Source organism: Pseudomonas sp. SK3(2021) (genome assembly GCF_016772375.1).
In the GTDB taxonomy this organism is placed as follows: Bacteria; Pseudomonadota; Gammaproteobacteria; order Pseudomonadales; family Pseudomonadaceae; genus Aquipseudomonas; species Aquipseudomonas chlororaphis_I.
Genome location: NZ_CP061943.1, coordinates 909,109 through 934,346, shown reverse-complemented (window position 1 = coordinate 934,346; position 25,238 = coordinate 909,109). Strand labels below are relative to the sequence as shown.

The 25,238-nt window shown below is 65.2% G+C and carries 25 protein-coding genes; 23 read left to right on the top strand and 2 right to left on the bottom strand.

What is annotated here, in order from left to right:
- Positions 1-126: 126 nt before the first annotated feature.
- The 23 genes from IF690_RS04175 (at position 127) to IF690_RS04065 (ending at position 23,574) form a co-directional block, all read left to right on the top strand.
- A complete protein-coding gene (locus IF690_RS04175) occupies positions 127-462 on the top strand; it encodes a type II toxin-antitoxin system RelE/ParE family toxin (RefSeq protein WP_009046759.1) in 336 nt (111 codons plus the stop codon).
- A gap of 5 nt (positions 463-467) precedes the next feature.
- A complete protein-coding gene (locus IF690_RS04170) occupies positions 468-791 on the top strand; it encodes a helix-turn-helix domain-containing transcriptional regulator (protein WP_007932872.1) in 324 nt (107 codons plus the stop codon).
- A gap of 103 nt (positions 792-894) precedes the next feature.
- Positions 895-1,293, top strand: coding sequence for a DUF2946 domain-containing protein (locus tag IF690_RS04165; RefSeq protein ID WP_202698948.1), 399 nt, complete (start codon positions 895-897; stop codon positions 1,291-1,293).
- A 48-nt stretch (positions 1,294-1,341) separates the two neighbouring features.
- Complete coding sequence (locus tag IF690_RS04160; protein WP_252189531.1) at positions 1,342-1,836, top strand: copper chaperone PCu(A)C; 495 nt, start codon at positions 1,342-1,344, stop codon at positions 1,834-1,836.
- A gap of 54 nt (positions 1,837-1,890) precedes the next feature.
- Positions 1,891-2,295, top strand: a complete 405-nt coding sequence (locus IF690_RS04155) for a DUF2946 domain-containing protein (RefSeq protein WP_202698947.1) — start codon at positions 1,891-1,893, stop codon at positions 2,293-2,295.
- 91 nt (positions 2,296-2,386) lie between these two features.
- The gene (locus IF690_RS04150; RefSeq protein ID WP_202698946.1) at positions 2,387-4,522 is read left to right on the top strand and encodes a TonB-dependent copper receptor; all 2,136 of its coding nucleotides are present in this window, start codon (positions 2,387-2,389) and stop codon (positions 4,520-4,522) included.
- 144 nt (positions 4,523-4,666) lie between these two features.
- The gene (locus IF690_RS04145) at positions 4,667-6,049 is read left to right on the top strand and encodes a PepSY-associated TM helix domain-containing protein (protein ID WP_202698945.1); all 1,383 of its coding nucleotides are present in this window, start codon (positions 4,667-4,669) and stop codon (positions 6,047-6,049) included.
- Positions 6,050-6,220: 171 nt separating this feature from the next.
- The gene (locus IF690_RS04140; RefSeq protein ID WP_202701290.1) at positions 6,221-8,347 is read left to right on the top strand and encodes a TonB-dependent receptor; all 2,127 of its coding nucleotides are present in this window, start codon (positions 6,221-6,223) and stop codon (positions 8,345-8,347) included.
- Positions 8,348-8,491: 144 nt separating this feature from the next.
- Positions 8,492-9,280, top strand: a complete 789-nt coding sequence (locus tag IF690_RS04135; protein WP_202698944.1) for an ABC transporter ATP-binding protein — start codon at positions 8,492-8,494, stop codon at positions 9,278-9,280.
- The gene (locus IF690_RS04130; protein ID WP_202698943.1) at positions 9,277-10,248 is read left to right on the top strand and encodes an ABC transporter substrate-binding protein; all 972 of its coding nucleotides are present in this window, start codon (positions 9,277-9,279) and stop codon (positions 10,246-10,248) included. The genes IF690_RS04135 and IF690_RS04130 overlap by 4 nt, the downstream gene beginning before the upstream one ends.
- A complete protein-coding gene (locus IF690_RS04125) occupies positions 10,245-11,255 on the top strand; it encodes a FecCD family ABC transporter permease (RefSeq protein ID WP_202698942.1) in 1,011 nt (336 codons plus the stop codon). The genes IF690_RS04130 and IF690_RS04125 overlap by 4 nt, the downstream gene beginning before the upstream one ends.
- Positions 11,256-11,665: 410 nt before the next feature.
- Positions 11,666-12,931 (top strand): urea ABC transporter substrate-binding protein, encoded by a 1,266-nt coding sequence (urtA, locus tag IF690_RS04120; RefSeq protein WP_009046748.1) that lies wholly within the window; start codon positions 11,666-11,668, stop codon positions 12,929-12,931.
- Between the two features lie 176 nt (positions 12,932-13,107).
- Positions 13,108-14,610, top strand: coding sequence for an urea ABC transporter permease subunit UrtB (gene urtB / locus IF690_RS04115; protein ID WP_202698941.1), 1,503 nt, complete (start codon positions 13,108-13,110; stop codon positions 14,608-14,610).
- A 264-nt stretch (positions 14,611-14,874) separates the two neighbouring features.
- Entirely contained in the window at positions 14,875-15,954 is a 1,080-nt protein-coding gene (urtC, locus tag IF690_RS04110) for an urea ABC transporter permease subunit UrtC (protein ID WP_202698940.1), read from the top strand.
- A complete protein-coding gene (gene urtD, locus IF690_RS04105) occupies positions 15,951-16,811 on the top strand; it encodes an urea ABC transporter ATP-binding protein UrtD (RefSeq protein ID WP_202698939.1) in 861 nt (286 codons plus the stop codon). Before urtC ends, urtD begins: the two co-directional genes overlap by 4 nt.
- 137 nt (positions 16,812-16,948) lie before the next feature.
- On the top strand, positions 16,949-17,647 hold the full coding sequence (gene urtE, locus IF690_RS04100) for an urea ABC transporter ATP-binding subunit UrtE (protein WP_023970269.1): 699 nt from the start codon (positions 16,949-16,951) through the stop codon (positions 17,645-17,647).
- A 30-nt stretch (positions 17,648-17,677) separates the two neighbouring features.
- Positions 17,678-18,517, top strand: coding sequence for an urease accessory protein UreD (locus IF690_RS04095; RefSeq protein WP_202698938.1), 840 nt, complete (start codon positions 17,678-17,680; stop codon positions 18,515-18,517).
- Positions 18,518-18,719: 202 nt separating this feature from the next.
- A complete protein-coding gene (gene ureA, locus IF690_RS04090) occupies positions 18,720-19,022 on the top strand; it encodes an urease subunit gamma (RefSeq protein WP_007927275.1) in 303 nt (100 codons plus the stop codon).
- Between the two features lie 8 nt (positions 19,023-19,030).
- On the top strand, positions 19,031-19,564 hold the full coding sequence (locus IF690_RS04085; protein ID WP_202698937.1) for a GNAT family N-acetyltransferase: 534 nt from the start codon (positions 19,031-19,033) through the stop codon (positions 19,562-19,564).
- A 6-nt stretch (positions 19,565-19,570) separates the two neighbouring features.
- Positions 19,571-20,104, top strand: a complete 534-nt coding sequence (locus IF690_RS04080; RefSeq protein WP_202698936.1) for a GNAT family N-acetyltransferase — start codon at positions 19,571-19,573, stop codon at positions 20,102-20,104.
- Complete coding sequence (locus IF690_RS04075) at positions 20,101-20,409, top strand: urease subunit beta (RefSeq protein ID WP_023970264.1); 309 nt, start codon at positions 20,101-20,103, stop codon at positions 20,407-20,409. The genes IF690_RS04080 and IF690_RS04075 overlap by 4 nt, the downstream gene beginning before the upstream one ends.
- A gap of 184 nt (positions 20,410-20,593) precedes the next feature.
- On the top strand, positions 20,594-22,294 hold the full coding sequence (gene ureC / locus IF690_RS04070) for an urease subunit alpha (RefSeq protein ID WP_202698935.1): 1,701 nt from the start codon (positions 20,594-20,596) through the stop codon (positions 22,292-22,294).
- A gap of 137 nt (positions 22,295-22,431) precedes the next feature.
- Positions 22,432-23,574: a sensor histidine kinase gene (locus IF690_RS04065; protein ID WP_202698934.1), complete on the top strand. Its 1,143-nt coding sequence runs from the start codon at positions 22,432-22,434 to the stop codon at positions 23,572-23,574.
- 231 nt (positions 23,575-23,805) lie between these two features.
- Here IF690_RS04065 and IF690_RS04060 read toward each other — a convergent pair whose 3' ends face one another.
- Positions 23,806-24,108: a chaperone modulator CbpM gene (locus IF690_RS04060; RefSeq protein WP_202698933.1), complete on the bottom strand. Its 303-nt coding sequence runs from the start codon at positions 24,106-24,108 to the stop codon at positions 23,806-23,808.
- A gap of 41 nt (positions 24,109-24,149) precedes the next feature.
- Positions 24,150-25,088, bottom strand: a complete 939-nt coding sequence (locus tag IF690_RS04055; RefSeq protein ID WP_202698932.1) for a DnaJ C-terminal domain-containing protein — start codon at positions 25,086-25,088, stop codon at positions 24,150-24,152.
- Positions 25,089-25,238 lie beyond the last annotated feature (150 nt).

Sequence of the window (25,238 nt, the reverse complement as noted above, 5' to 3'; positions counted from 1 at the left end):
CGCGCCACGGGACCTTCGCGTATTGAAGACCGCAGAAACACTTGCGGCGTTGGCCACGAACAGGCTTTGCGTCACGATCAAAGGCCTATCCATATAGTAACTTATTTGTTACCTTTAAGGCCGGCGATGATCACAGTCGAGGAATACCAGCAAGAGAACCAGCGCAGCCCCTTCGGTCGCTGGTTCGAAACGCTGGATACCCAGGCAGCCGTCAAGGTTTCCACTGCGCTGCTACGCCTGGAAATGGGCAACACGTCCAACATCAAGTGGTTCGACGGGCTTGGCGAATACCGCATCGATTGGGGCCCGGGCTACAGGATCTACCTGATCCAGGAAGGCCGGCACCTGGTGATCCTGTTTGGCGGTGGCGACAAGTCCAGCCAGCAGGCAGACATCAGGCAGGCAAAAAAACTGATCGCCGAATTCCATCACCGCAAGAAGGCCGAACTGAAAACGAGGTGACACCCATGGCACTGACTCGAAGCTTCAAGCACAGCATTGCCGAACGCGCCGAGCGCGACCCGGCGTTTTCCCAGGCGCTGCTGGACGAGGCTGCTACGCTGTTCCTCAACGGCGAACCGGAGATGTCGCGGATCATTCTGCGCGACCTGGTCAACGCCACCGTCGGCTTCGAAGCGCTGGCCCGGGAGACCGCCAAGCCGAGCAAGAGCCTGCATCGCATGCTGTCCGCCAGCGGCAACCCGAGCATGGACAACCTGGCCGCGATCTTTGCCGCCATCCGCGCCAAGCTCGGCGTTGCCATCGAGGTCCGCGCGGTACCGGCGCACTGAGCAACAGTGGCGCTGCGACACCACACCGCACGGCGCCTTTTTACTTATCCACAGCGATCAGGCTAAATACCTCCCTGTTCGCTCAACCTGACGGATCGTCACCATGTCCCGACAACGGCTCGCATTAGCCTGGATCGCCTGCCTCGCAGTGCTGTTCAACATGCTTGCCATGCCGCTTTCGGGAGCCATGCAGCAGACCGATCGAGCACCTGCCGAGCAACTGCTGTGGGGCAGTTTCTGTTCCTCCAGCGGTACCAAGCTGGTGGCGGTCTCCCTGGGCAAGCTGGAACAGCAGGCCCCGCAGAACGACGATCACTCCACCATGCAGCACTGCTGGTGCTGTTCCGGCTCGGCGCCCCTGGTCACCCTGCCAGGCCATGCGCCGCAGTTGTACTTCGCCCGTTTCGAGTCCAACCACAGCGTCGCGCCACCCGCGCAGGTCATGCCCACGCCGCGCCAGCAATGGCCGAGCCTCAATCCCCGCGCCTCACCTCTGGTCTGATTCCACCTCGCAATTGATCTGCGTGTCGAATCGTTCTGGAGAACTGCCATGTTGAAATCCATCCTGGTCAAGCAAGCCTTGCTGCTGGCCGCCCTGCTGTTGCCTGCTGGTTTTGCCGCCGCCCATGAATACAAGGCTGGCGAGTTGCAGATCGTCCACCCCTGGTCGCAGGAGCTGCCGCCCAATGCACCGACGGTGGCCGCCTATTTCGTCATTCACAACACCGGCAAGAATGCCGACCGCCTGCTCGGCGTCGACTCGCCGATCGCGGGCAAGGCCGAGCTGCATGAGCATGTGCAGCAGGGCGACCTGATGAAGATGCAGCAGGTGCCCAACGTGGCGATTGCCCCGGGCGATACCGTCACCTTCGCGCCCATGGCCTATCACGTGATGCTGCTGGAGCTCAAAGACCGCAGCCTGCTCGGCGACGGCAAGCGCTTTCCGCTGACCCTGCACTTCGAGAAGTCCGGCGACGTCACGGTCGAAGTGGCGGTGCAGAAGCAGGCGCCCGCGGGCACCCAGGAACACATGCACGCCCAGTAAGTACCGGCCGTCATTACCGTGAACTCCCTGCGCTCGCCTGGCACCCGGCGATCCGTGCGCACGCCCCTGAAAGTACGGCGTGGCAGCTGGATCAGCCTGTTCGCCATGCTGATGATCTTTATCGGTCCGCTGATTTCCCAGTCGATGCCGATGGATCGGGCCATGCCGATGAACCTGTCCATGTCGACGGACATGGACATGGGCGAGCCCGGCTGCCACGGTGAAACCCCGCACGGCGCAGGGCACGGCAAGGCCCAGGGCGAACACCATGCGCTCTGGGAAAAGTGCGGTTATTGCAGCCTGCTGTTCAACTGCCCGGCACTGCCTGGCAGCCTGTCGTTCACGGCGCTCGACAGTTCGCCGTCCAGCCACTTCCTCACCCCTTCGCCGCGCCTGGGCCATGCCCGGCAGACGGTGTTCCCCGGCGCCCGGACCCGCGCCCCGCCAGTCATTGCGTAAACCCCTCAACCGCACTTCACCCGGCCGACTGTAGAAAAGACAGCCGCAGGCTGCTGGCCGTGTTGTTTACGAAATGATTGATGGAACCTTTATGTCCAGGTTTTCTGCTGACACTCGCCTGTGCTCTGCCCAGGCCCCCGCTACCTTTGCCCTGAACGAACCTCGTGTACGTTTCAGCCATGCCATCGCCCTGCTCTGCGGCGCCCTGCTCACGCCACTGGCCCTGGCCGCCGAACAGCCGGTGGATCACAGCCAGCATGGCGAAGAACTGGGCCCGACGGTGATCACCGCCATCGCCCCCAGCTCGCCGCTGACCGTGGTCACCAACCCCAAGGATCCGCGCCAACCGGTCCCGGCCAGCGATGGCGGCGACTACCTGAAGACCATCCCCGGCTTCGCCCTGGTGCGCAACGGCGGCACCAACGGCGACCCGGTGCTGCGCGGCATGTTCGGCTCGCGCCTGAACATCCTCACCAACGGCGGCATGATGCTCGGCGCCTGCCCCGGCCGCATGGACGCGCCGACCTCCTATATCTCGCCGGAAACCTACGACAAGCTGACGGTGATCAAGGGCCCGCAAACCGTGCTCTGGGGCCCGGGTGCTTCGGCCGGGACCATCCTCTTCGACCGTGAGCCGGAAAACTTCGGCGAGCTGGGAACCCGGGTCAACGCCAGCGTCCTGGCCGGCTCCAACGGCCGCTTCGACAAGGTGGTGGATGCCGCCGCCGGCGGACCGCTGGGTTACGTGCGGGTGATCGGCAACCAGGCCCACTCCGACGACTACAAGGACGGCAACAACGACACCGTGCCGTCGCGCTACGAGAAGTGGAACGGTGATGTCGCCGTGGGCTGGACTCCGGACGCCGATACCCTGCTGGAACTCACCGCTGGCAAGGGCGACGGCGAAGCGCGTTACGCCGGGCGCGGCATGGATGGCTCGCAGTTCAAGCGCGAAAGCCTGGGGCTGCGTTTCGAGCGCTCCAATATCGGCGAGGTGCTGGATAAGGTCGAGGCGCAGGTCTACTACAACTACGCCGACCACGTGATGGACAACTACAGCCTGCGCACGCCGTCCGGCACCGGGATGATGGCCGGCCCCATGGCCAGCAACGTCGATCGCCGCACCCTCGGCGCGCGGATCAAGGCCACCTGGCGCTGGGCCGATGTGCAGTTGATCAGCGGTATCGATGCGCAGACCAATGAACACCGCCAGCGCAAAGGCATGGGCATTGACACCTACAAGGACCAGCCGCGCACCAAGGACGCCGACTTCCACAACTACGGCGCGTTCGGCGAGCTGACCTGGTACGCCGCCGACCGCGACCGGCTGATCGGCGGCGCCCGGGTGGATCGCGCCTCGGCCAAGGATTACCGCCAGAGCATCGGCTCCGCAACGATGACCCGACCCAACCCGACCGCTGGTAATACCCGCGCCGACACCCTGCCCAGCGGCTTCATCCGCTACGAGCATGACCTGGCCGACAGCCCGACCACGGTCTATGCCGGCCTCGGCCACGCGCAACGCTTCCCGGACTACTGGGAGCTGTTCTCGCCGAAGATGGGCCCGGCCGGATCGGCCAACGCCTTCGATTCGATCAAGCCGGAAAAGACCACCCAGCTCGACTTCGGCCTGCAATACAAGACCGCGGAACTGGAAGCCTGGGCCTCGGGCTACATCGGCCAGGTACGCGACTACATCCTGTTCAACTACCGCCCGGGGATGATGGGCATGACCTCGCAAGCCGAGAACATCGACGCACGCATCATGGGCGGCGAACTTGGCGCGGCCTACAAGCTGACCGACAACTGGAAGGCCGACGCCACCCTGGCCTACGCCTGGGGCAAGAACAGCAGCGACGGTACGCCACTGCCGCAGATGCCGCCGCTGGACGCGCGTTTCGGCTTGACCTACAGCGAGGACAACTGGAGTGCCGGCGCCCTGTGGCGGGTGGTGGCGGCGCAGAACCGCATCGACGAAAACAAGGGCAACGTAGTCGGCAAGGACTTCGGCAAGAGCGGCGGCTTCGGTGTGTTCTCGCTCAACGGCGCCTATCGGATCAACAAGAACCTGAAGGTCAGCACCGGCGTCGACAACCTGTTCGGCAAGGCTTACGCCGAGCACCTGAACCTGGCCGGCAACGCCGGGTTCGGCTACCCGGCCAATGACCCGCAAGCCATCAACGAACCGGGGCGCACGCTCTGGACCAAGGTGGACCTGAGCTTCTAACCACAACAAAACCTGTAGCCGCTGCCGACAGGCTGCGATCGGCCGGAACGGCCGCAGCGTACTCAAGATCGCTGAAGGCCTTCGGCCTTATCGCAGCCTTCGGCAGCGGCTACAGAGACAATTGCCCATGCGGAGCATTCCCTGATGAGCCAACCCAAAGTGTCGTTCTACAACCTGGCCTGGCGCTGGCATTTCTACGCCGGGCTGTTCGTAGCCCCTTTCATGGTGATGCTGTCCCTGACGGGGATCATCTACCTGTTCAAACCCCAGCTCGACCCATTGATGTATAGCCACCTGCTGCAGGTGCCGGCGGGGCACCATATCCTCAGCGCCGATGAGCAGCTCCAGCGGATCCGGGCCGCTTATCCCCAGGGCCAGGTCAAACAGTACCTGCCGCCACTCGAAGCCGGGCGCAGCGCGCAGTTCGTGGTGCAGAAGGAAGGTGGCGAACTCAATGTGTTCGTCGACCCTTACCACGGCAACATCCTTGGCCAGCAGGACGCCAGGAACAATCTGCAAGCCATCGCCCGGGCCATTCATGGCGAGCTGATGATCGGCACCCTCGGCGACCGCCTGGTGGAGCTGGCGGCGGGCTGGGGTATCGTCCTGGTGGTGTCCGGGCTGTACCTGTGGTGGCCGCGCGGCAAGTCGTCGGCCGGGGTGTTGTGGCCGCGCCTGGGTAGCCGCGGCCGCGTGCTGTGGCGCGACCTGCACGCCGTGGTCGGCTTCTGGGGCGCGGCGTTCCTGCTGCTGATGCTGCTCAGCGGCATGACCTGGACCGGCTTCTGGGGCAAGCAATACGCCGAGCTGTGGAACCGCTTCCCGGCGGCGATGTGGAATGACGTGCCCAAGTCCGACCAGCAGGCCGGCGAACTCAACAGCGCCAGCCGCCAGACCGTGCCCTGGGCCATGGAGAACACGCCGATGCCAATGTCCGGCGACCATGCCGAGCACATGGCCCACGGCGCCGCGCACGAAGGGCCTGCGGCGCCCGTGATCAGCCTGCAGCAGGTGCAGGACATCGCCACTCGGCGCCAGGTCGAGGCCGGTTACAGCATCACCTTGCCGACCACCGCCAGCGGCGTGTTCACCATAGCCGTGTTCGCCGACGACCCGCGCAACGACGCCACCCTGCATGTCGACCAATACACCGGCAAGGTCCTGGCCGATGTGCGCTGGGAGCAGTACAGCAATGTGGCCCGCGCCACCGAAGTCGGGGTGATGCTGCACGAAGGCAAGATGTTCGGCCCGTTCAACCAGATCGTGGTGCTGCTGATCTGCCTGATGATCCTGCTGAGCGCCGTCAGTGGCCTGGTGATCTGGTGGAAGCGCCGCCCCCAGGGGCGCCTCGGTGTACCGCCGCTGCGCCACGACCTGCCGAAATGGAAAACCGCGATGGCGATCATGCTGGCGCTGGCCGTGGCCTTTCCCCTGGTTGGCGCCTCGCTGGTGGCCGTGTGGCTGCTGGATCGCTTGCTGCTGTCGCGCTGGAACCGCTCGGCTGAATCGGCCTCATCTTCATCATGAATCAGGCGAGATGCGCGGTTTAGAAGGATCTGTAGACTGCTATGGCTTCAATTTCCGACACGCATAATGTTACTTTGTAACACTTTCATGTAGGATCCCTACCCGCAGCGCCAAGGCTGCGGGTATTCCTTTCGAAGAAGCGATTCAACCGCCCCGATGAACTGCCCCTCAATAAATAAGTACCTGGTGTCCAGCCTCTGCCTGCTGGTCCTGAATCACTCCGCCCAGGCCGACGACGCACCGCTGACGCTGCCCACCGGCACCATCAGCGCGCCCGCCATCGATGCCCAGGACATCAGCCTGCACACCCCGACCACCGCCGGTTCGCGCCTGGGCCTGAGCGCCCTGCAAACCCCGGCCAGCACCGAGAGCCTGAGCGGCGAACGCATTCGCCAGCGTGGCGACCGCAGCGTGCAGGACGCGGTGTCGCGCGGTACCGGCATCAGCCGCACCGGCACCCCGGGCGACGGCGGCACTTCATTGTCGGCCCGCGGCTTTACCGGCCAGGGTTCGGTGATGCAGTTGTATGACGGCAATCGCCTGTACAGCGGCATGGGCACCGTGACCTTCCCGGTGGACACCTGGTCGGTGGAACGGGTGGATGTGCTGCGCGGCCCGGCCTCGGTGCTGTATGGCGAAGGCGCCACCGGCGCGGTGGTCAACGTGATCCCGAAGAAGCCCTTCACCGGCGAGATCGAAAACCACCTGCGCCTCGGCTACGGTTCCTACGACAGCCAGCAGCAGGCCCTCGACAGCGGCGGCTCGCTGAGCGACACCCTGAGCTATCGCCTGAACCTCAACCGCCTGCGCAGCAACGGCTGGATCGATCGCGGCGACAGCGCCAGCGACTTCATCAGCGCGGCGCTGCGCTGGCAGGCCACGGACGACCTGGCCTTCACCCTCGCCCACGACTACGGCGACCAGCAGCCGATGAATTATTTCGGCACCCCGCTGGTCAATGGCCGCTTCCATGAGGGCCTGCGGGACAAGAACTACAACATCGGCAACGACAAGCAGCACTACAACGATCAGTGGACGCGCCTGACCAGCGAGTGGCAGCTTTCCGACACCCTCAGCGCCAGCAATGAGCTGTATTACCTCAAGGCCCAGCGCCGCTGGCAGAACGCCGAAAACTACAGCTTCAGTCAAAGCCGCCAGCAGCTACTGCGCAGCGGCAACTACGCCATCAAGCACCAGCAGGAACAGGTCGGCGATCGCCAGACCTTCACCTTCAAGCACAACCTGTTCGGCCTCGACAGCCAGACCCTGGCCGGGGTCGATTACAACCGCATCCGCTTCCAGCTCAACAGCAACTCGCCGTTCAACGATGCGCTGCCGGATGGCCAGCCGCTGGATCTGCAACACCCGGACAAGGGCCGTTTCGACAGTGCCTCGGCCTATCGCCCGCAGTTCCAGAGCACCACCCAGCAGATGTCGGCCTTCGCCGAAAACCGCACCCAACTGAGCGAGCGCTGGTCGCTGGTGACTGGCGTGCGCCGCGACTACGTGCAGGTGGATCGCGACAACCTGGTGGACGGCAGCCAAAGCGACAAGACCCTGACCGGCAACAACTGGAAGGCCGGGCTGGTGTTCGCCCTGACGCCGGACACTTCGTTCTACGGCCAGTACGCCACCAGCACCGACGGCGTCGGCGGCCTGATTTCCCTCAGCCCGAGCCAGCAGCAATATGACCTGGCCCGTGCCCGGCAGAGCGAGATCGGCCTCAAGCAGATGTTCTGGGACCAGCGCGGCGAGTGGACCCTGGCGGCCTATCACATCGTCAAGAAGAAGCTGCTGACCGACGACCCGGGCAACCCGACGCTCAAGCAGCAGGTTGGCCAGCAGTCGTCCCGCGGCCTGGAAGCCAGCCTCGACCTGCAACTGCCGCACGCCTGGCGGCTACAAGCCAACGCCGCCATCGTCAAGGCCCGGTACGACGACTTCGAAGAGCAGGTCGGCAACCGGTTCGTCTCGCGCAGCGGCAATCGCCCGGTGGACGTGCCACGGCGCACCGCCAACCTGTGGCTGGACAAGGCCGTGACCGATAACCTGCGGGCCGGCGCCGGGGTGCGTTATGTCGATGCCCGTTACGCCGACCTGGCCAACCGCAACGAGCTGCCCAGCTACACCGTGGTCGATGCGCTGCTGTCGTGGAAAGCCCTGCGCAACACCACCTTCGGCTTGCAGTTGAACAATCTGTTCGACCGGCAGTACGCACAAAGCCAATACAATGAGGGCCAGCAATGGATCCTCGGCGAACCGCGGTCGTTTTTCGTGACCGCCGATTACGCCTTTTAACCAATACCTGTAGCCGCTGCCGAAGGCTGCGATCGGCCTGGGCGGCATTCCGACGTAGCGGACGCGCTCTTGAGGTCCTCGGAAGGTCCTGCGGACCTTTTCGCAGCCTGCGGCAGCGGCTACAGGGAATCACACGGACACCGCATGACCTCGCTGAACCTCACCAACCTGGCCTGGACGCCCTTGGGCCAGGGCCACTGCCATCACCAGTTCCAGCTGCGTGAGGCCAGCCTGCGCGTGGCGCCGGGGGAGTTCGTCGGGCTGATCGGCCCCAACGGCAGCGGCAAGACCAGCCTGCTGCGTTGCAGCTATCGCTTCAGCCGGCCGGACCAGGGCGAAGTCCGGCTCGATCACTACAACGTCTGGAAACAGACGCCGCGCTGGTGCGCCCAACGCATCGCCGTGGTGTTGCAGGAATTTCCCGAGGCCTTCGGCCTGACCGTCGCAGAGGTGGTCGCCATGGGTCGCACCCCACACAAGGGCCTGTTCGACGGCGACAGCGCCGCAGACCGTACCATCGCCCGCCAGGCGCTGGAGTCGGTGGGCCTGCTGGGTTTCGAGGCGCATGCCTTCGCGACCTTGTCCGGCGGGGAAAAGCAGCGCGTCATCCTGGCCCGCGCCCTGGCCCAACAACCGCAACTGCTGATCCTCGACGAGCCGACCAATCACCTCGACCCGCGCTATCAACTGGAGCTGCTGCACCGGGTCAAGCGCCTGGGCATCGGCACCCTCGCCAGCATCCATGACCTGAACCTTGCCGCGGCCTTCTGCGATCGCCTGTACGTGATCGATCACGGGCGCATCGTCGCCAGCGGCACGCCGGCCGAAGTGCTGACCCGCGAACTGCTGCAGCAGGTGTTCGGCGTCCAGGCCCTGGTCGACCAACACCCGCTGTCCGGCTACCCACGCATCACCTGGATAACCCAACCATGACTCCGCGCGCCTTACTCAATTGCCTGTTCCGCTCCAGCCTTGGCCTGGCCCTGTCACTGCTCGCCGGCCAGGCCTGCGCCGAAGCCACCCGTTACCCGCTGACCGTCCACAGCTGCAACCGCGAGGTGACCTTCAAGGAGGCGCCGAAACACGCCCTGAGCCACGACATCAACATGACCCGGATGATGCTCGCCCTCGGCCTCAAGTCGCGCATGGTCGGCTACAGCGGCATCAGCGGCTGGAAGGCGGTGACGCCCGAGATGCGGACTATCCTCGACGGCCTGCCGGAGCTGGCGGCCAAGTACCCGTCGGTGGAAACCCTGCTCGACGCCAATGTCGATTTCTTCTTCGCCGGCTGGGACTACGGTATGCGCGTCGGCGGCGACCTGACTCCGCAGACCCTGACGCCGCTGGGCATCAATGTGCTGGAGCTGACCGAGTCCTGCGCCTTCGTGATGAAGCGCCCGCCGGCCAGCCTCGACGACACCTATAACGACCTGCGCAACCTGGGACGGATCTTCGACGTGCAGGACCGTGCCAACCAGTTGATCGCCGACATGCAGCAACAGGTCGCCGCGATCCAGCAGGACCTGCCCACGGAAAAACCGCGGGTGTTCCTCTACGACAGCGGCGAAGACCGCGCCATGACCTCCGGCCGCCTGGGCATGCCGCAAGCGCTGATCGACGCCGCCGGCGGGCGCAACATCCTCGATGACGTCGAGGCCAGCTGGACCCGGGTCAACTGGGAAACCGTGGTCGAGCGCAACCCGCAGGTGATCGTGATCGTCGACTACAGCGAAATCAGCGCCGAACAGAAGCAGCAGTTCCTGCTGGACAACAAAGCGCTGCAATCGGTGGATGCGATCCGCAACCGGCGCTTTATCGTGATCCCCTACGTGCAGGCCACGCCGGGCATCGATAACGTCGAAGCGGTGCAAACCCTGGCCAAGGGTTTCCACGGCGCATGATCGATCGTCGTTATGCCTTGCTGCTGACTGCCCTCGGCGCGCTGCTGCTGGCGTCCTGCGTGCTGTCCCTGGGTTTCGGCTCGGCGCGGGTGCCGGTGGACGTGGTCTGGCGCATCCTGCTGCACAAGACCCTCGGCCTGGGCGAGGTGGGCTGGAGCGCCGGGCAGGAACATATCGTCTGGCTGATCCGCGTGCCGCGCATGCTGCTCGGCGCCCTGGTCGGCGCCGGGCTGGCGCTGATCGGTGCGGTGCTGCAAGCGGTGACGCGCAACCCGCTGGCCGATCCGCACCTGCTCGGCGTGACCTCCGGCGCCACCCTGGGCGCGGTGATCGTGGTGCTGCATGTGGGTGAAATCGTCGGCCTGCTGACCCTGCCCATCGCCGCCTTTATCGGCGCCCTGGCGAGCATGCTGCTGGTGCTCGGCATCGCCGCGCGCCATGGCCGGCTCGACAGCGACCGCCTGCTGTTGTGCGGGGTGGCGGTGTCCTTCGTGATGATGGCGGTGGCCAACCTGCTGCTGTTCATGGGCGACCACCGCGCCAGCTCGGCGGTGATGTTCTGGATGCTCGGCGGGCTGGGCCTGGCGCGCTGGGAACTGCTGGCGGTGCCGGCGGCCAGCGTGCTGCTCGGGCTGGTCCTGCTGCTGGGCATGGCGCGGCCGTTGAACGCGCTGATGGCCGGCGAGCAGACCGCCGTCACCCTCGGTTTGAATGCCCGCAATGTGCGGCTGCGGGTGTTCCTGATCGCCTCGCTGATGACCGGGGTGCTGGTGTCCATCAGCGGTTCCATCGGCTTCGTCGGGCTGATGGTGCCGCATATCGCCCGGCGCCTTGTGGGTGCCGAGCATCGTCGGCTGTTGCCGGTGTGCGTGCTGCTGGGCAGTGTGTTCCTGGTCTGGGTCGATGTCGCCGCCCGCACCCTGATCGCCCCCGAAGACCTGCCCATAGGCGTGGCCACGGCGGCCATTGGCGGGTTGTTTTTCATCGGCCTGATGCGCCGCCGCTGAAAAAGCGGTGTGCCTGATGCGCCGCCATCGCGGGCAAGTCGGATCGCCGCCCGCTCGCTCCTACAGAAGAACAATGCGCACGGTTTGGCGGGCGCTGCCCTGTAGCCGCTGCCGCAGGCTGCGATCGCGACCGAAGGGCGCGCAAGGTTTCGAGATCGCTGAAGGCCTTCGGCCTTATCGCAGCCTGCGGCAGCGGCTACAAAGGCGGTCGCCAGCAGCACCAATGGAGCGCATTCGCCCGCACCAAAGACGCCTGATGGCCCCGCATTGGTGCGCCAGCGCTCTCCCCCTGCTCCGTAAAAGCGACGTTTTCATGCCCTGTGCCGACTAGGCACACCCCTTGCTAAACAGCCCTTCAGTAGTCCGCATCTGCCAACCAAGAAAACTCATAAGTTCATGGAGATCGCACAATGAAGCGTCGCAGCTTGATCAAGGCTTTCACACTCACGGCAAGCATTGCCGCGATGGGCATGACCTGGACCGTCCAGGCCGCCGAGACCATCAAGGTCGGTATCCTGCACTCGCTGTCGGGGACCATGGCGATCTCCGAAACCTCGCTCAAGGACATGGCGCTGATGACCATTGACGAGATCAACGCCAAGGGCGGCGTCAATGGTAAAAAGCTCGAGGCGGTGGTGGTCGACCCGGCGTCGAACTGGCCGCTGTTCGCCGAGAAAGGCCGGCAGCTGCTGACCCAGGACAAGGTTGCCGTGGTGTTCGGCTGCTGGACCTCGGTGTCGCGCAAGTCGGTGCTGCCGGTGTTCGAAGAACTCAACGGCCTGCTGTTCTACCCGGTGCAATACGAGGGCGAAGAGATGTCGCCGAACGTGTTCTACACCGGCGCGGCGCCTAACCAGCAGGCGATCCCGGCGGTGGAATACCTGATGAGCGAAGACGGCGGCAGCGCCAAGCGCTTCTTCCTGCTCGGCACCGACTATGTCTACCCGCGCACCACCAACAAGATCCTGCGCTCGTTCCTGCATTCCAAGGGCGTGGCCGACAAGGACATCGAAGAGGTCTACACCCCGTTCGGCCACAGCGACTACCAGACCATCGTCGCCAACATCAAGAAGTTCTCCGCCGGCGGCAAGACCGCGGTCATCTCCACGGTCAACGGCGACTCCAACGTGCCGTTCTACAAGGAGCTGGCCAACCAGGGCCTGAAAGCCACCGACGTACCGGTGGTGGCCTTCTCCGTCGGCGAGGAAGAACTGCGCGGCATCGACACCAAGCCGCTGGTGGGCAACCTCGCGGCCTGGAACTACTTCGAGTCCGTGGAGAACCCGGTGAACCAGAAGTTCGTCGCCGACTGGAAAGCCTACGCCAAGGCCAAGAAGCTGCCGGGCGCGGATAAAGCCGTGACCAACGATCCGATGGAAGCCACCTACGTCGGCATCCACATGTGGGCCCAGGCGGTGGAGAAAGCCAAGTCCACCGATGTCGACAAGGTCCGCGAGGCCCTCGCCGGCCAGACCTTCGCCGCGCCGTCGGGCTACACCCTGACCATGGACAAGACCAACCACCACCTGCACAAGCCGGTGATGATCGGCGAGATCCAGCCGGACGGTCAGTTCAACGTGGTCTGGCAGACCGAAGGCCCGATCCGCGCCCAGCCGTGGAGCCCGTTCATCCCGGGCAACGACAAGAAGCCGGATTACGCGGTGAAGAGCAACTGATCCGGACCTCAGGCCTGACGCCTTCCCTGTAGGAGCGAGCTTGCTCGCGATCGACCGCGAAGCGGTCACAGGAGCGATCGCCGCGAAGGGTCTTGCGGACCTCATCGCGAGCAAGCTCGCTCCTACAGTGTCCGGGTGTACCGCGAGGTCATCCGGACGCTTTCAAGGACACTGATATGCCCACTGCCCTCTACCGTTTCATTCTCGCCTGCCTGCTGTTGCTGCCCTTGGCCGCCAGGGCCGGCGACGCCGAAGATTTTGTCGCGGCCAACGCCACGCAACAGGCCCGGCTCCTGGAAAGCTGGGCCGCGCAGCCCGACCCGGCGCACCTCGAACTGCTCGGCGCCTTGCAGCAAGGCCAGCTGACCGTCGATGGGCAAGCCAAGACCCTGCGCCTGAACAATCGCCTGCGGGGCCTGATCGACACCGCCATGGCCAGCCATCAACTGCTCGCCAGCGATGCCGCCATCCGTCTGGCCGCCGCGCAGCAGTTGCAGAAAAGCGCCAAGCCGGCGCAATTGAAGTTCCTCGATGCCAGCCTGGCCGCCGAACAGGACCAGGCCGTGCATGACGCCCTGAGCCTGGCCCTGGCCAACCTGCAACTGGTGGACAGCGACCCGGCCGTGCGCCTGGCCGCGGTACGCCTGCTGGGGGAAACCGGCGACCCGCTGGCCCGCACCCGCCTCGAAGGCCTGCTCGAACCCGGGGTGGAAGCCGATGCCGGGGTACGCACCGCCGCCGAAACCAGCCTGGCCCAGGTCAAGCGCAAGCTGCTGGTGGGCGAAGTGCTCGGCCAGGCCTTCAGCGGCATGTCCCTGGGTTCGATCCTGCTGCTGGCGGCCCTGGGCCTGGCGATTACCTTCGGCCTGCTCGGGGTGATCAACATGGCCCACGGCGAGATGCTGATGCTCGGCGCCTACTCCACCTACATGGTGCAGTTGCTGTTCCAGCGCTACGCCCCGCAGGCCATCGAGTTCTACCCGCTGCTCGCCCTGCCGGTGGCGTTCTTCGTCACCGCCGGCATCGGCATGGCCCTGGAGCGCACGGTGATCCGCCATCTCTACGGCCGGCCGCTGGAAACCCTGCTCGCCACCTGGGGCATCAGCCTGATGCTGATCCAGCTGGTGCGCCTGGTGTTCGGCGCGCAGAACGTCGAGGTGTCGAACCCGGCCTGGCTGTCCGGCGGGATCCAGGTGCTGCCCAACCTGGTGCTGCCCTACAACCGCATCGTGATCATCGCCTTCGCGCTGTTTGTCGTCGTACTCACGTGGCTGCTGCTGAACAAGACCCGCCTGGGCCTGAACGTGCGCGCGGTCACCCAGAACCGCAACATGGCCGCCTGCTGTGGCGTGCCCACCGGACGGGTGGACATGCTCGCCTTCGGCCTCGGCTCCGGCATCGCCGGCCTCGGTGGCGTGGCCCTGAGCCAGATCGGCAACGTCGGCCCGGACCTGGGCCAGAGCTACATCATCGACTCGTTCCTGGTGGTGGTGCTCGGCGGCGTCGGCCAACTGGCCGGTAGCGTGTTCGCCGCCTTCGGCCTGGGGATAGCCAACAAGATTCTCGAACCGCAGATCGGCGCCGTGCTCGGCAAGATCCTGATCCTCGCGCTGATCATTCTGTTTATCCAGAAACGCCCGCAAGGCCTCTTCGCATTGAAAGGACGGGTGATCGACTAAGCGGGGCATGCTCACGCCCATTGACGACCGCGCCGTTGCCTCGCTGGCGGCGGCACCGAGAAGGAAGATGAATATGTTTGCCAACAGCCCTATCGAAACAGGCCTCGCCACCAACGAGGCAACAGCCCTGCGGGGTGCGACTGTCAACGCGCCATGCCACGTTGCGGGTCTTGCCGAGGGAGCAACCATCACCTGCGCTCCGCGCCTTGCCTGGCACGCCGGCAGCCTGCGCCGCGGTGCGTTCCTGGACGCGAGCACGCCCCGATGAATCAGCCTCTACTAGTAACCGCTACGCAAAAGGCCGGGCCCAAGGTTTCCGTCGCCGTCGGCGCGCTGATCCTGGTGGTGCTGCTGGCCCTGCCGCTGCTCTCGCTGCTGGCGCCGGACAACCCGCTGCACGTCTCGGCCTACACCCTGACCCTGGTGGGCAAGATCCTCTGCTACGCCATCGTCGCCCTGGCCCTGGACCTGGTCTGGGGGTATGCCGGGCTGCTGTCCCTGGGCCATGGCCTGTTCTTCGCCCTCGGCGGCTACGCCATGGGCATGTACCTGATGCGCCAGGCCGCGGAGGACAGCCTGCCGGCGTTCATGACCTTCCTGTCGTGGACCGAGTTGCCCTGGTACTGGAGCGGCACCGGCAGCTTCCTCTGGGCCCTGTGCCTGGTGGTGCTGGCACCGGGCTTGCTGGCGCTGGTGTTCGGCTTCTTCGCCTTCCGCTCGCGGATCAAGGGCGTGTATTTCTCGATCATGACCCAGGCCCTGACCTTCGCCGGCATGCTCCTGTTCTTTCGCAACGAGACCGGCTTTGGCGGCAACAACGGCTTCACCAACTTCCGCACCATCCTCGGCTTCGGCATCACCGAGCCCGGGACCCGCGCGGTGCTGTTCCTGGCCACCGTGCTGTTGCTGGTGGCCAGCCTGTACATCGGCTGGCGCCTGGCCCGGAGCAAATTCGGCCGGGTGCTGACCGCGCTGCGCGATGCGGAAAACCGCCTGATGTTCTGCGGCTACGACCCACGCGGCTTCAAGCTGTTCGTCTGGGTGCTGAGCGCGGTGCTCTGCGGCCTGGCCGGCGCCTTGTATGTACCGCAGGTGGGCATCATCAACCCCAGCGAAATGTCGCCGACCAACTCCATCGAGGCCGCCGTGTGGGTCGCCCTGGGCGGTCGCGGCACACTGATCGGCCCACTGCTCGGCGCCGGCGTGGTCAATGGCATGAAGAGCTGGTTCACCGTGGCCTTCCCGGAATACTGGCTGTTCTTCCTCGGCGCGCTGTTTATCGTCGTGACCCTGTACCTGCCTAAAGGTGTAATCGGCCTGCTGAAAAAACGAGGTGAACAATGAGAGTCACTGCGACGGCTGACTTCATGCTTGAGCCCATCCTCGAACCCAACAAGGACGCCGGTAGCAGCCGCGACGCCATCGGCCTCGGCCAGGCCGCCGGCAAGGGCCTGAACACCCGCCACGGCACCATCCTGACCCTGGAAGACATCAGCGTCAGCTTCGACGGTTTCAAGGCGCTCAACGACCTCAACCTGTACATCGGCGTCGGCGAGTTGCGCTGCATCATCGGCCCCAACGGCGCGGGCAAGACCACCCTGATGGACGTGATCACCGGCAAGACCCGGCCCACCCACGGCAAGGCCTGGTTCGGCGAGACCCTGGACCTGACGCAGATGAGCGAGGTGCAGATCGCCCAGGCCGGCATCGGCCGCAAGTTCCAGAAGCCCACGGTGTTCGAAGCCCTGAGCGTGTTCGAAAACCTGGAGCTGGCGCAGAAGACCGACAAGTCGGTGTGGGCCAGCCTGCGGGCGAAACTTTCCGGCGAGCAGAAGGAGCGGATCGACGAAGTGCTGGAAACCATTCGCCTGACCGCCTCGGTGGAGCGCCAGGCCGGCCTGCTGTCCCACGGCCAGAAGCAGTTCCTGGAGATCGGCATGCTGCTGATGCAGGACCCGCAACTGCTGCTGCTCGACGAGCCGGTGGCAGGCATGACCGATGCCGAGACCGAGTTCACCGCCGAGCTGTTCAAGCGCCTGGCGGGCAAGCATTCGCTGATGGTGGTGGAGCACGACATGGGCTTCGTCGGCTCGATCGCCGACCACGTCACCGTCCTGCACCAGGGCAGCGTGCTGGCCGAAGGGTCGCTGGAACAGGTGCAGGAAAACGAACGGGTGATCGAGGTCTATCTCGGCCGCTGATCCACCGGATAGCTGTTGTAGCCGCTGCCGAAGGCTGCGATCGACCTCGAAGAGGGCGTACTCTGGAAGGCCCGGGAAGGTCCTGCGGACCTTATCGCAGCCTGCGGCAGCGGCTACAGGTATGAGGGGAATTTGAAATGCTGCAAGTCGACAAGTTGCACCAGTACTACGGCGGTAGCCACATCCTGCGGGGCCTGAGCTTCGAGGCGAAGGTCGGCGAAGTCACCTGCCTGCTCGGGCGCAACGGGGTGGGCAAGACCACCTTGCTCAAATGCCTGATGGGCCTGCTGCCGGCCAAGGAAGGCGCGGTGAACTGGGAAGGCCAGGCCATCACCGCCTACAAGCCCCATCAGCGGGTGCATGCCGGCATCGCCTACGTGCCCCAGGGCCGGGAAATCTTCGGCCGCCTGACCGTGGAAGAAAACCTGTTGATGGGGCTTTCTCGTTTTGGCGCGAAGGAGGCCAAGGAAGTGCCGGCCTTTATCTACGAGCTGTTCCCGGTGCTGCTGCAAATGAAACAGCGGCGCGGCGGCGACCTGTCCGGCGGCCAGCAACAGCAGCTGGCCATCGGCCGCGCCCTGGCCAGTCGGCCACGGCTGTTGATCCTCGACGAGCCCACCGAGGGCATCCAGCCGTCGGTGATCAAGGAAATCGGCGCAGTGATCAAGAAACTCGCGGCACGCGGCGACATGGCGATCCTCCTGGTGGAACAGTTCTACGACTTCGCCGCCGAACTGGCCGATCAGTACCTGGTGATGTCCCGAGGCGAAATCGTCCAGCAGGGCCGCGGTGAAAATATGGAAGCCGAGGGTGTGCGCGGACTGGTTACGATCTAACCTGTAACGTCCCGACACTAAGCACGAATCATGAACCTGCCTGCCCACACCGCCCTGTTCACCCCCAGCTGGCATGCCGAGCTGGAACTCGGCTACGCCCGCTTTGGCGACAGCACGCGCCCGGTCCAGCGCCGGCACAAGGGCCCGTTGCGGGTGCAGAAGCACCTGTACGCCGAAGGCCCCGAGGTCTGCCAGCACATCATCGTCCACCCGCCCGGCGGGATTGCCGGCGGCGACCGCCTGCAGATCCGCGCCAGCGTCGACAACGATGCCTGGGCGCAACTGACCAGCCCCGGCGCCGCCAAGTGGTATCGCGCCACCGGGCCGGCCTGTCAGACCCTGGAATTGCACGTCGCCGCCGGTGCCACCCTGGAATGGCTGCCCCAGGAAACCATCGTGTTCAGCGCCGCCCAGGCCGAGCTGAGCACCCGTATCGAGCTGCAAGGCGACGCCCGGCTGTTCTACTGGGACGTGGTAGCCCTCGGTCGCCCCGCCAGCGACGAACGTTTCGACCTCGGGCACTTCCAGTCGCACCTGGACATCCGCCGCGACGGCCAGTTGCTCTGGCACGAACGCCAGCGCATTGCCGGCGGCGACGGCTTGCTCGACTCGCCGATCGGCCTGGACGGCCAGCCGGTCTTCGCCACCTTGCTGGCCACCGGCGAGATCGACAGCCCGTTGCTGGAGCGTTGCCGGGCACTGCCTCATGCCGTGCGCGGCGACCTGACGCAACTGCCCGGCCTGCTGGTGGCCCGCTGCCTGGCCAGCGAAGCGCTGCTGGCCCGCGCCTGGCTGATCGACCTGTGGCGCTTGTTGCGCCCCGCCCTGCTGGGCCGCGAGGCGCTGCCGCCGAGGATCTGGAGCACATGACACAACGACACGACTTTCCTGTAGCCGCTGCCGCAGGCTGCAATCGTCCGCGTAGCGGGCGCCGAACCCGGCGCCGCGCTGTATCAGGCAGATCGCGTCAACCAGGGTGCGTCTCCTGCGGAGCCGATCGCAGCCTGCGGCAGCGGCTACGGATGCATCGCGCCATGCCCTCTTTCAACTGCTCAACAACGGATTTCCAACGATGGACCTGACCCCACGCGAAAAAGACAAACTGCTGATCTTCACCGCCGGCCTGGTGGCCGAACGGCGCCTGGCGCGGGGGGTGAAGCTCAATTATCCGGAAGCCATGGCCTACATTTCCGCGGCACTGCTCGAAGGCGCCCGCGACGGCCAGACCGTGGCCGAGCTGATGCACTACGGCACCACCCTGCTGACGCGCGAACAGGTGATGGAAGGCATCCCGGAGATGATTCCGGAAATCCAGGTGGAAGCGACCTTCCCCGACGGCACCAAGCTGGTCACCGTCCATCAACCGATCGCCTGAGGCCGCACATGACGTATTCCATCCGCGATGCCGTGCATGCCGACCTGCCGGCGATCCGCGATATCTATAACGACGCCGTACTCAATACCACGGCGATCTGGAACGAGCAGGCCGTGGACCTGGGCAATCGCCAGGCCTGGTTCAGCGCCCGCCAGGCCCAGGGTTACCCGATCCTGGTGGCGGTCGACGCCGACGACAGCGTGCTCGGTTATGCCTCGTTCGGCGACTGGCGACCTTTCGACGGTTTCCGCCATACCGTCGAGCACTCGGTGTATATCCGCAACGACCAGCGCGGCAACGGCCTCGGCCCGCGCCTGATGCAAGCGCTGATCGAACGCGCCAGAACCTGCGACAAGCACGTGATGGTCGCGGCCATCGAAAGCGGCAATGCCGCCTCGATCCGCCTGCACGAACGCCTGGGCTTCGTCACCAGCGGACAGATGCCGCAGGTGGGCACCAAGTTCGGGCGCTGGCTGGACCTGACCTTCATGCAGCTGACCCTCGATCCGGGGGCGCTGCCGCCCACCATCCACAAGGAGTGATACCCGATGAACGCCGCCCAACTGCGTCGAGTCCATGCGGAGAGCTTTGCCCACTATCGCCAGGGGTTGATTGATCTGTTGTTCGACGCCGTGGGCCACGGCGCCTCGCTGGGTTTCATGGCCGACCTCGACGAGGAACAGGCCCGCGCCTACGTCAACAGCGTCCAGGCCAGCGTGGCCGACGGCAGCCTGCTGCTGTGGGTGGTGGTGCAGGACGAGCGGGTCCTGGCCAGCGTGCAACTGGCGCTGTGCCAGAAGCCCAACGGCCTCAATCGCGCCGAGGTGCAGAAGCTCCAGGTGCGCCACGACGCTCGCCGCCGTGGCATGGGCCAGCAGTTGATGCACGCCGTGGAGCACGCGGCGCGCCAGCACAAGCGCGGCCTGCTGTACCTGGACACCGAGGCCGGCTCGGACGCCGAAGCCTTCTACAGCGCCCTCGGCTACACCCGCGTCGGCGAACTGCCGAACTACTGCCAAAGCCCGGACGGCACCTACAGCCCGACCGCCATTTACTTCAAGACTCTGGGGCAACCCGTATGATTCCAGGCCAATACCAGATCCAGCCCGGCGACATCGAACTCAACGCCGGTCGCCGCACCCTCAGCCTGAGCGTCGCCAACAGCGGCGACCGGCCGATCCAGGTGGGCTCGCACTATCACTTTTTCGAAACCAACGACGCCCTGACCTTCGACCGCGCCGCCAGCCGTGGCATGCGCCTGAACATCCCGGCCGGCACCGCCGTGCGCTTCGAGCCGGGGCAGACCCGCGAGGTGGAACTGGTGGACCTGGCCGGGCATCGCCGGGTGTTCGGCTTTGCCGGGCGGATCATGGGCGACCTGGACTGAATGCAATCCCTGTAGCCGCTGCCGCAGGCTGCGATGGCCTGCGCAGCAGGCCTGCGGTTCTGGATCAGCAATCCGGGACCAACGTTCATCACCCGTCGTGCAATCGGGAACCAAGGTCCTTCGGCCCTTATCGCAGCCTTCGGCAGCGGCTACAGGTGCCCGACTCAATTCTTAGGAAGGTGCAATGAAGATTTCCCGCCAAGCCTATGCCGACATGTTCGGCCCCACCGTCGGCGACAAGGTCCGCCTGGCCGACACCGAGCTGTGGATCGAAGTCGAGAAGGACTTCACCACCTACGGCGAAGAAGTGAAGTTCGGCGGCGGCAAGGTGATCCGTGACGGCATGGGCCAGGGCCAGTTGCTGGCGGCCGAAGTGGTCGACACCCTGATCACCAACGCGCTGATCATCGATCACTGGGGCATCGTCAAGGCCGACGTCGGCCTCAAGGACGGGCGCATCGCCGCTATCGGCAAGGCCGGCAACCCGGATATCCAGCCCGACGTGACCATCGCCGTCGGTGCCAGCACCGAAGTCATCGCCGGCGAGGGCATGATCCTCACCGCCGGCGGCATCGACACCCATATCCACTTCATCTGCCCGCAGCAGATCGAAGAGGCGCTGATGAGCGGCGTCACCACCATGATCGGCGGCGGCACCGGGCCGGCCACCGGCACCAACGCCACCACCTGCACCTCGGGGCCCTGGCACATGGCGCGCATGCTCCAGGCGGCGGACTCGTTCCCGATGAACATCGGCTTCACCGGCAAGGGCAACGCCAGCCTGCCGGAGCCCCTGATCGAGCAGGTCAAGGCCGGGGCCATCGGCCTCAAGCTCCACGAAGACTGGGGCACCACCCCGGCCAGCATCGACAACTGCCTGAGCGTCGCCGACCAGTACGACGTGCAGGTGGCGATCCACACCGACACCCTCAACGAGTCGGGTTTCGTCGAAACCACCCTCGGCGCGTTCAAGGGCCGCACCATCCACACCTATCACACCGAAGGCGCCGGCGGCGGCCACGCCCCGGACATCATCAAGGCCTGCGGTTTCCCCAACGTGCTGCCGAGCTCGACCAACCCGACCCGGCCGTTCACCCGCAACACCATCGACGAACACCTGGACATGTTGATGGTCTGCCACCACCTGGACCCGAGCATCGCCGAGGACGTGGCCTTCGCCGAAAGCCGCATCCGCCGCGAAACCATCGCCGCCGAAGACATCCTCCACGACCTGGGCGCCTTCTCGATGATCAGCTCCGACAGCCAGGCCATGGGCCGGGTCGGCGAGGTCATCACCCGCACCTGGCAGACCGCCGACAAGATGCACCGCCAGCGCGGCCCGTTGCCGGGCGACGGCGCCGGCAACAGCAACTTCCGGGTCAAGCGCTACATCGCCAAATACACCATCAACCCGGCGATCACCCACGGCATCAGCCACGAAGTGGGCTCCATCGAAATCGGCAAATGGGCCGACCTGGTGCTCTGGCGCCCGGCGTTCTTCGGGGTCAAGCCGACGCTGATCCTCAAGGGCGGGGCCATCGCCGCCAGCCTGATGGGCGATGCCAACGCCTCGATCCCGACCCCGCAGCCGGTGCATTACCGACCGATGTTCGCCAGTTTTGGCGGCAGCCGGCACGCTACCAGCCTGACCTTTATCAGCCAGGCCGCGCTGGAGGCCGGGGTGCCGCAGCAACTGGGGCTGAAAAAGCAGATCGCGGTGGTCAAGGGCTGCCGCGACGTGCAAAAGACCGACCTGATCCACAACGACTACCTGCCGGACATCGAGGTCGACCCGCAGACTTATCAGGTCAAGGCCGACGGCGTGCTGCTGTGGTGCGAGCCGGCGGACGTGTTGCCGATGGCCCAGCGCTACTTCCTGTTCTAGAAACCTGGATCCACGGGCGCCCCTGCGGGCCGCCCAACGGTCGGCAGGGTCGGGGGGCTTGCCGTGTTGAACGGCTCAATCGCGACTAGAATTCGACACGCCGTCCTCACTCTTGCTGCCTGACAAGGTCCCCGGCCATGCGTCTACCCGATTTCATCGCGCAACATGTCGATCGCATCGTTGATGAGTGGGAGCGTTTCGCCCGCTCCATTGCCCCCGATACCGACTCCCTGACCCGCCTGCAATTGCGCGACCATGCCAAGTCCATCCTGCTGGCCGCCGCTCGCGACATGCGCACTGCCCAGACCGCCAGCGAACAGGCGGCCAAGGCCAGGGGCGAAGGCCCGGAAAAGACCCCGAGCCTCGACGAAGCCGCCGCCAGCCATGGCGAGTTGCGCCATAACGTCGGCTTCGACCTGGTACAGATGACCTCGGAGTTCCGCCACCTGCGCGCCTGCGTAATCCGCCTCTGGGTCGCCAGCCTGGAGTCGCCGCAGCTGGCCTATTTCCACGACATGATCCGTTTCAACGAAGCCATCGACGAGGCGCTGGCCGAATCCACCGCGGCGTATGCCGAACAGGTCAACCGCTCGCGGGATATCTTCCTGGCGATTCTCGGTCACGACCTGCGCGCGCCCTTGCAGGCGGTGAGCATGTCCACCGAGATGCTGGCGCGCAAAGTCGCGCTGGACGCCGATGCGCTGACCTATGTGTCGCGGATCAAGAGCAGCGCCAGGCACATGGCGGCGATGGTCGGCGATCTGCTGGAGTTCGTGCGTAGCCGCCTGGGCAGCAGCCTGCCCATTGAACCCGCGCCCATGGACATGGCCAGTGCTGCCAAGGCGGCCATGGACGAAGCCTGCGCCGGCCAGCCGGACTGCACGCCGGTGCTGAACTTCCATGGCGACAGCCATGGCATCTGGGATCGCGGGCGCATCGAACAGATGCTGCAGAACCTGATCGGCAATGCCCTGCAGCATGGCAGCGATAACCGCACCGTGACCGTCACCCTCACCGGCGGCGCCGACCAGGTGCTGCTGACCATCCATAACTATGGTCCGCCGATCCCCAAGGAAGCCCTGAGCACCCTCTTCGATCCCCTGGTGCGCAGCGCCAACGAAGAACTCGGCAGCCCGTCCACCAGCCTCGGCCTGGGCCTGTTCATCGTCAAGGAAGTGGTCACCGCGCACCAGGGCAGCATCGACGTCAGCTCTAACGAGAGCGATGGCACCACCTTCAGCGTGACCCTGCCGCGGGTATCGCGCGCCGAACCGTTGTAGCCGCCAACCAGGATGAACACCCGTAGCCGCTGCCGAGCCCGCGAGGCTGCGATAGAGGTGGGCGGCATTCCGACGAAGTCCTCGCAAAGCCTGGGCACGCAGTTTTCCAGGAAGAATGGGTTGTCCGGTTTTACGACCGCTTCGCGGCCGGGCGCAGCCTCGCGGGCTCGGCAGCGGCTACAGGGATATCGCCGTCCATGCTAGAAGCGCGATGCATGATAACGCGCAGCCTCAATCGGCGAGCAGGCGCCCCAGGCGCTGCTTGAGCATCTGGTTTTCCGTGCGCAACTCGCGGACTTCGTCGAGCAGTTCCAGCGCCAGGGCGACGCCTTCCCACTCCAGCTCCAGATCGCGCCGCAACTTGGCGGCGCGCTTGGCGACCGCCAGTTCATAGTCGGTGAAACGCCAGTCGCGGGGTGTCGAGCCATGGGGATCGAGGATCCCGTGCTCGACGATTTCAATCACATAGGCGGCCGGCAGATCGGCCACCTCGCAGAACTCTTCCATATCCAGCTGAACGATCAGGGTGCTCATGGTTAGCGACTCCTATGTCCCAGATCAGAATGGGTTGCAGATCAGAAATGCTCCCGCGGGTTGAAGGCGGCTTTCTTCGCCAGTTCCTGCCACAACGCCTTGACGTCGTCGCCGCAAGCCTTGGGCATCACTGCCTTGAGCTGCACGAACAGATAACCGCGATGCCCGGCCTTGTTCGGCAGGCCATGGCCCTTGGCGCGCATGCGCTGGCCGTTCTGGCTGCCGGCCGGAACCTTGAGGTTGATCTTGCCGGTCAGGGTCGGCACCGCGACCTCGGTCCCCAACGCCAGCTCCCAAGGGGCCAGCGGCAAGGTGATGATCAGGTTCTCGCCCTCGATATCGAACTTCGGATGGGGCGCGAAACGAATGGTCAGGTACAGGTCGCCATTGGCCCCGCCACCGACGCCCGGCGCACCCTGGCCCTTGAGGCGGATGCGCTCGCCGTCGGCGACACCGGCCGGGATCTTCACGTTCAGGCTCTTGCTGGTGTTGCTGACGTGCTGGCCGGCGGCGTTGTACTGCGGCACCTTGAAGCTGACCTTCTTCGACTCGGCCGACAGGGTTTCTTCCAGGAAGATCGGTAATTCCATTTCCACGTCTTGCCCCCTGCGCCCGGCGCTGCGCGAGTGTCCACCACCGAACCCCGGCCCGCGGTTGCCGAAGATCGAACTGAAGAAGTCCGAAAAATCCCCGCCATCGCCAAAGCCGCCCGCCTCCGCTCGACCTTTCCAGCCCGGTGGGCCCTGGAACGGCTGGCCGTGCTGGCCATAACGCCGCAGGTCGTCGTATTCGGCCCGCTTGTCCGCGCTTTTCAGCGCTTCATAGGCTTCAGAGACGTCCTTGAACTTGGCTTCGGCGTCTTTTTCCTTGCTGACATCGGGGTGGTATTTGCGCGCCAGCTTGCGATAGGCGGCCTTGATCGCCTTGTCGTCCGCCGTCGGCTCCACCCCGAGAATCTTGTAATAGTCTTTGAAGTCCATCTAAGGATCACCATCCGTTATCAATGTGGCGCGGCGGGACGTACAGCATGCACTCTTGAGCAGCGTCGAGGCTGATCGATCTCAATACTGTGACTCACGCGGCGCAGCAGAAGTTTATCGGCAGCTGGCGGCGGTTCTTGCGACCGCCCG

Bases quoted from the DNA above. Each gene is read 5' to 3' on its own strand.
- IF690_RS04175 (WP_009046759.1), top strand. From the start codon at position 127: ATGATCACAGTCGAGGAATACCAGCAAGAGAACCAGCGCAGCCCCTTC.
- IF690_RS04170 (WP_007932872.1), top strand. From the start codon at position 468: ATGGCACTGACTCGAAGCTTCAAGCACAGCATTGCCGAACGCGCCGAG.
- IF690_RS04165 (WP_202698948.1), top strand. From the start codon at position 895: ATGTCCCGACAACGGCTCGCATTAGCCTGGATCGCCTGCCTCGCAGTG.
- IF690_RS04160 (WP_252189531.1), top strand. From the start codon at position 1,342: ATGTTGAAATCCATCCTGGTCAAGCAAGCCTTGCTGCTGGCCGCCCTG.
- IF690_RS04150 (WP_202698946.1), top strand. From the start codon at position 2,387: ATGTCCAGGTTTTCTGCTGACACTCGCCTGTGCTCTGCCCAGGCCCCC.
- IF690_RS04145 (WP_202698945.1), top strand. From the start codon at position 4,667: ATGAGCCAACCCAAAGTGTCGTTCTACAACCTGGCCTGGCGCTGGCAT.
- IF690_RS04135 (WP_202698944.1), top strand. From the start codon at position 8,492: ATGACCTCGCTGAACCTCACCAACCTGGCCTGGACGCCCTTGGGCCAG.
- IF690_RS04130 (WP_202698943.1), top strand. From the start codon at position 9,277: ATGACTCCGCGCGCCTTACTCAATTGCCTGTTCCGCTCCAGCCTTGGC.
- IF690_RS04125 (WP_202698942.1), top strand. From the start codon at position 10,245: ATGATCGATCGTCGTTATGCCTTGCTGCTGACTGCCCTCGGCGCGCTG.
- urtA (WP_009046748.1), top strand. From the start codon at position 11,666: ATGAAGCGTCGCAGCTTGATCAAGGCTTTCACACTCACGGCAAGCATT.
- urtB (WP_202698941.1), top strand. From the start codon at position 13,108: ATGCCCACTGCCCTCTACCGTTTCATTCTCGCCTGCCTGCTGTTGCTG.
- urtC (WP_202698940.1), top strand. From the start codon at position 14,875: ATGAATCAGCCTCTACTAGTAACCGCTACGCAAAAGGCCGGGCCCAAG.
- urtD (WP_202698939.1), top strand. From the start codon at position 15,951: ATGAGAGTCACTGCGACGGCTGACTTCATGCTTGAGCCCATCCTCGAA.
- urtE (WP_023970269.1), top strand. From the start codon at position 16,949: ATGCTGCAAGTCGACAAGTTGCACCAGTACTACGGCGGTAGCCACATC.
- IF690_RS04095 (WP_202698938.1), top strand. From the start codon at position 17,678: ATGAACCTGCCTGCCCACACCGCCCTGTTCACCCCCAGCTGGCATGCC.
- ureA (WP_007927275.1), top strand. From the start codon at position 18,720: ATGGACCTGACCCCACGCGAAAAAGACAAACTGCTGATCTTCACCGCC.
- IF690_RS04085 (WP_202698937.1), top strand. From the start codon at position 19,031: ATGACGTATTCCATCCGCGATGCCGTGCATGCCGACCTGCCGGCGATC.
- IF690_RS04080 (WP_202698936.1), top strand. From the start codon at position 19,571: ATGAACGCCGCCCAACTGCGTCGAGTCCATGCGGAGAGCTTTGCCCAC.
- IF690_RS04075 (WP_023970264.1), top strand. From the start codon at position 20,101: ATGATTCCAGGCCAATACCAGATCCAGCCCGGCGACATCGAACTCAAC.
- ureC (WP_202698935.1), top strand. From the start codon at position 20,594: ATGAAGATTTCCCGCCAAGCCTATGCCGACATGTTCGGCCCCACCGTC.
- IF690_RS04065 (WP_202698934.1), top strand. From the start codon at position 22,432: ATGCGTCTACCCGATTTCATCGCGCAACATGTCGATCGCATCGTTGAT.
- IF690_RS04060 (WP_202698933.1), bottom strand. From the start codon at position 24,108: ATGAGCACCCTGATCGTTCAGCTGGATATGGAAGAGTTCTGCGAGGTG.
- IF690_RS04055 (WP_202698932.1), bottom strand. From the start codon at position 25,088: ATGGACTTCAAAGACTATTACAAGATTCTCGGGGTGGAGCCGACGGCG.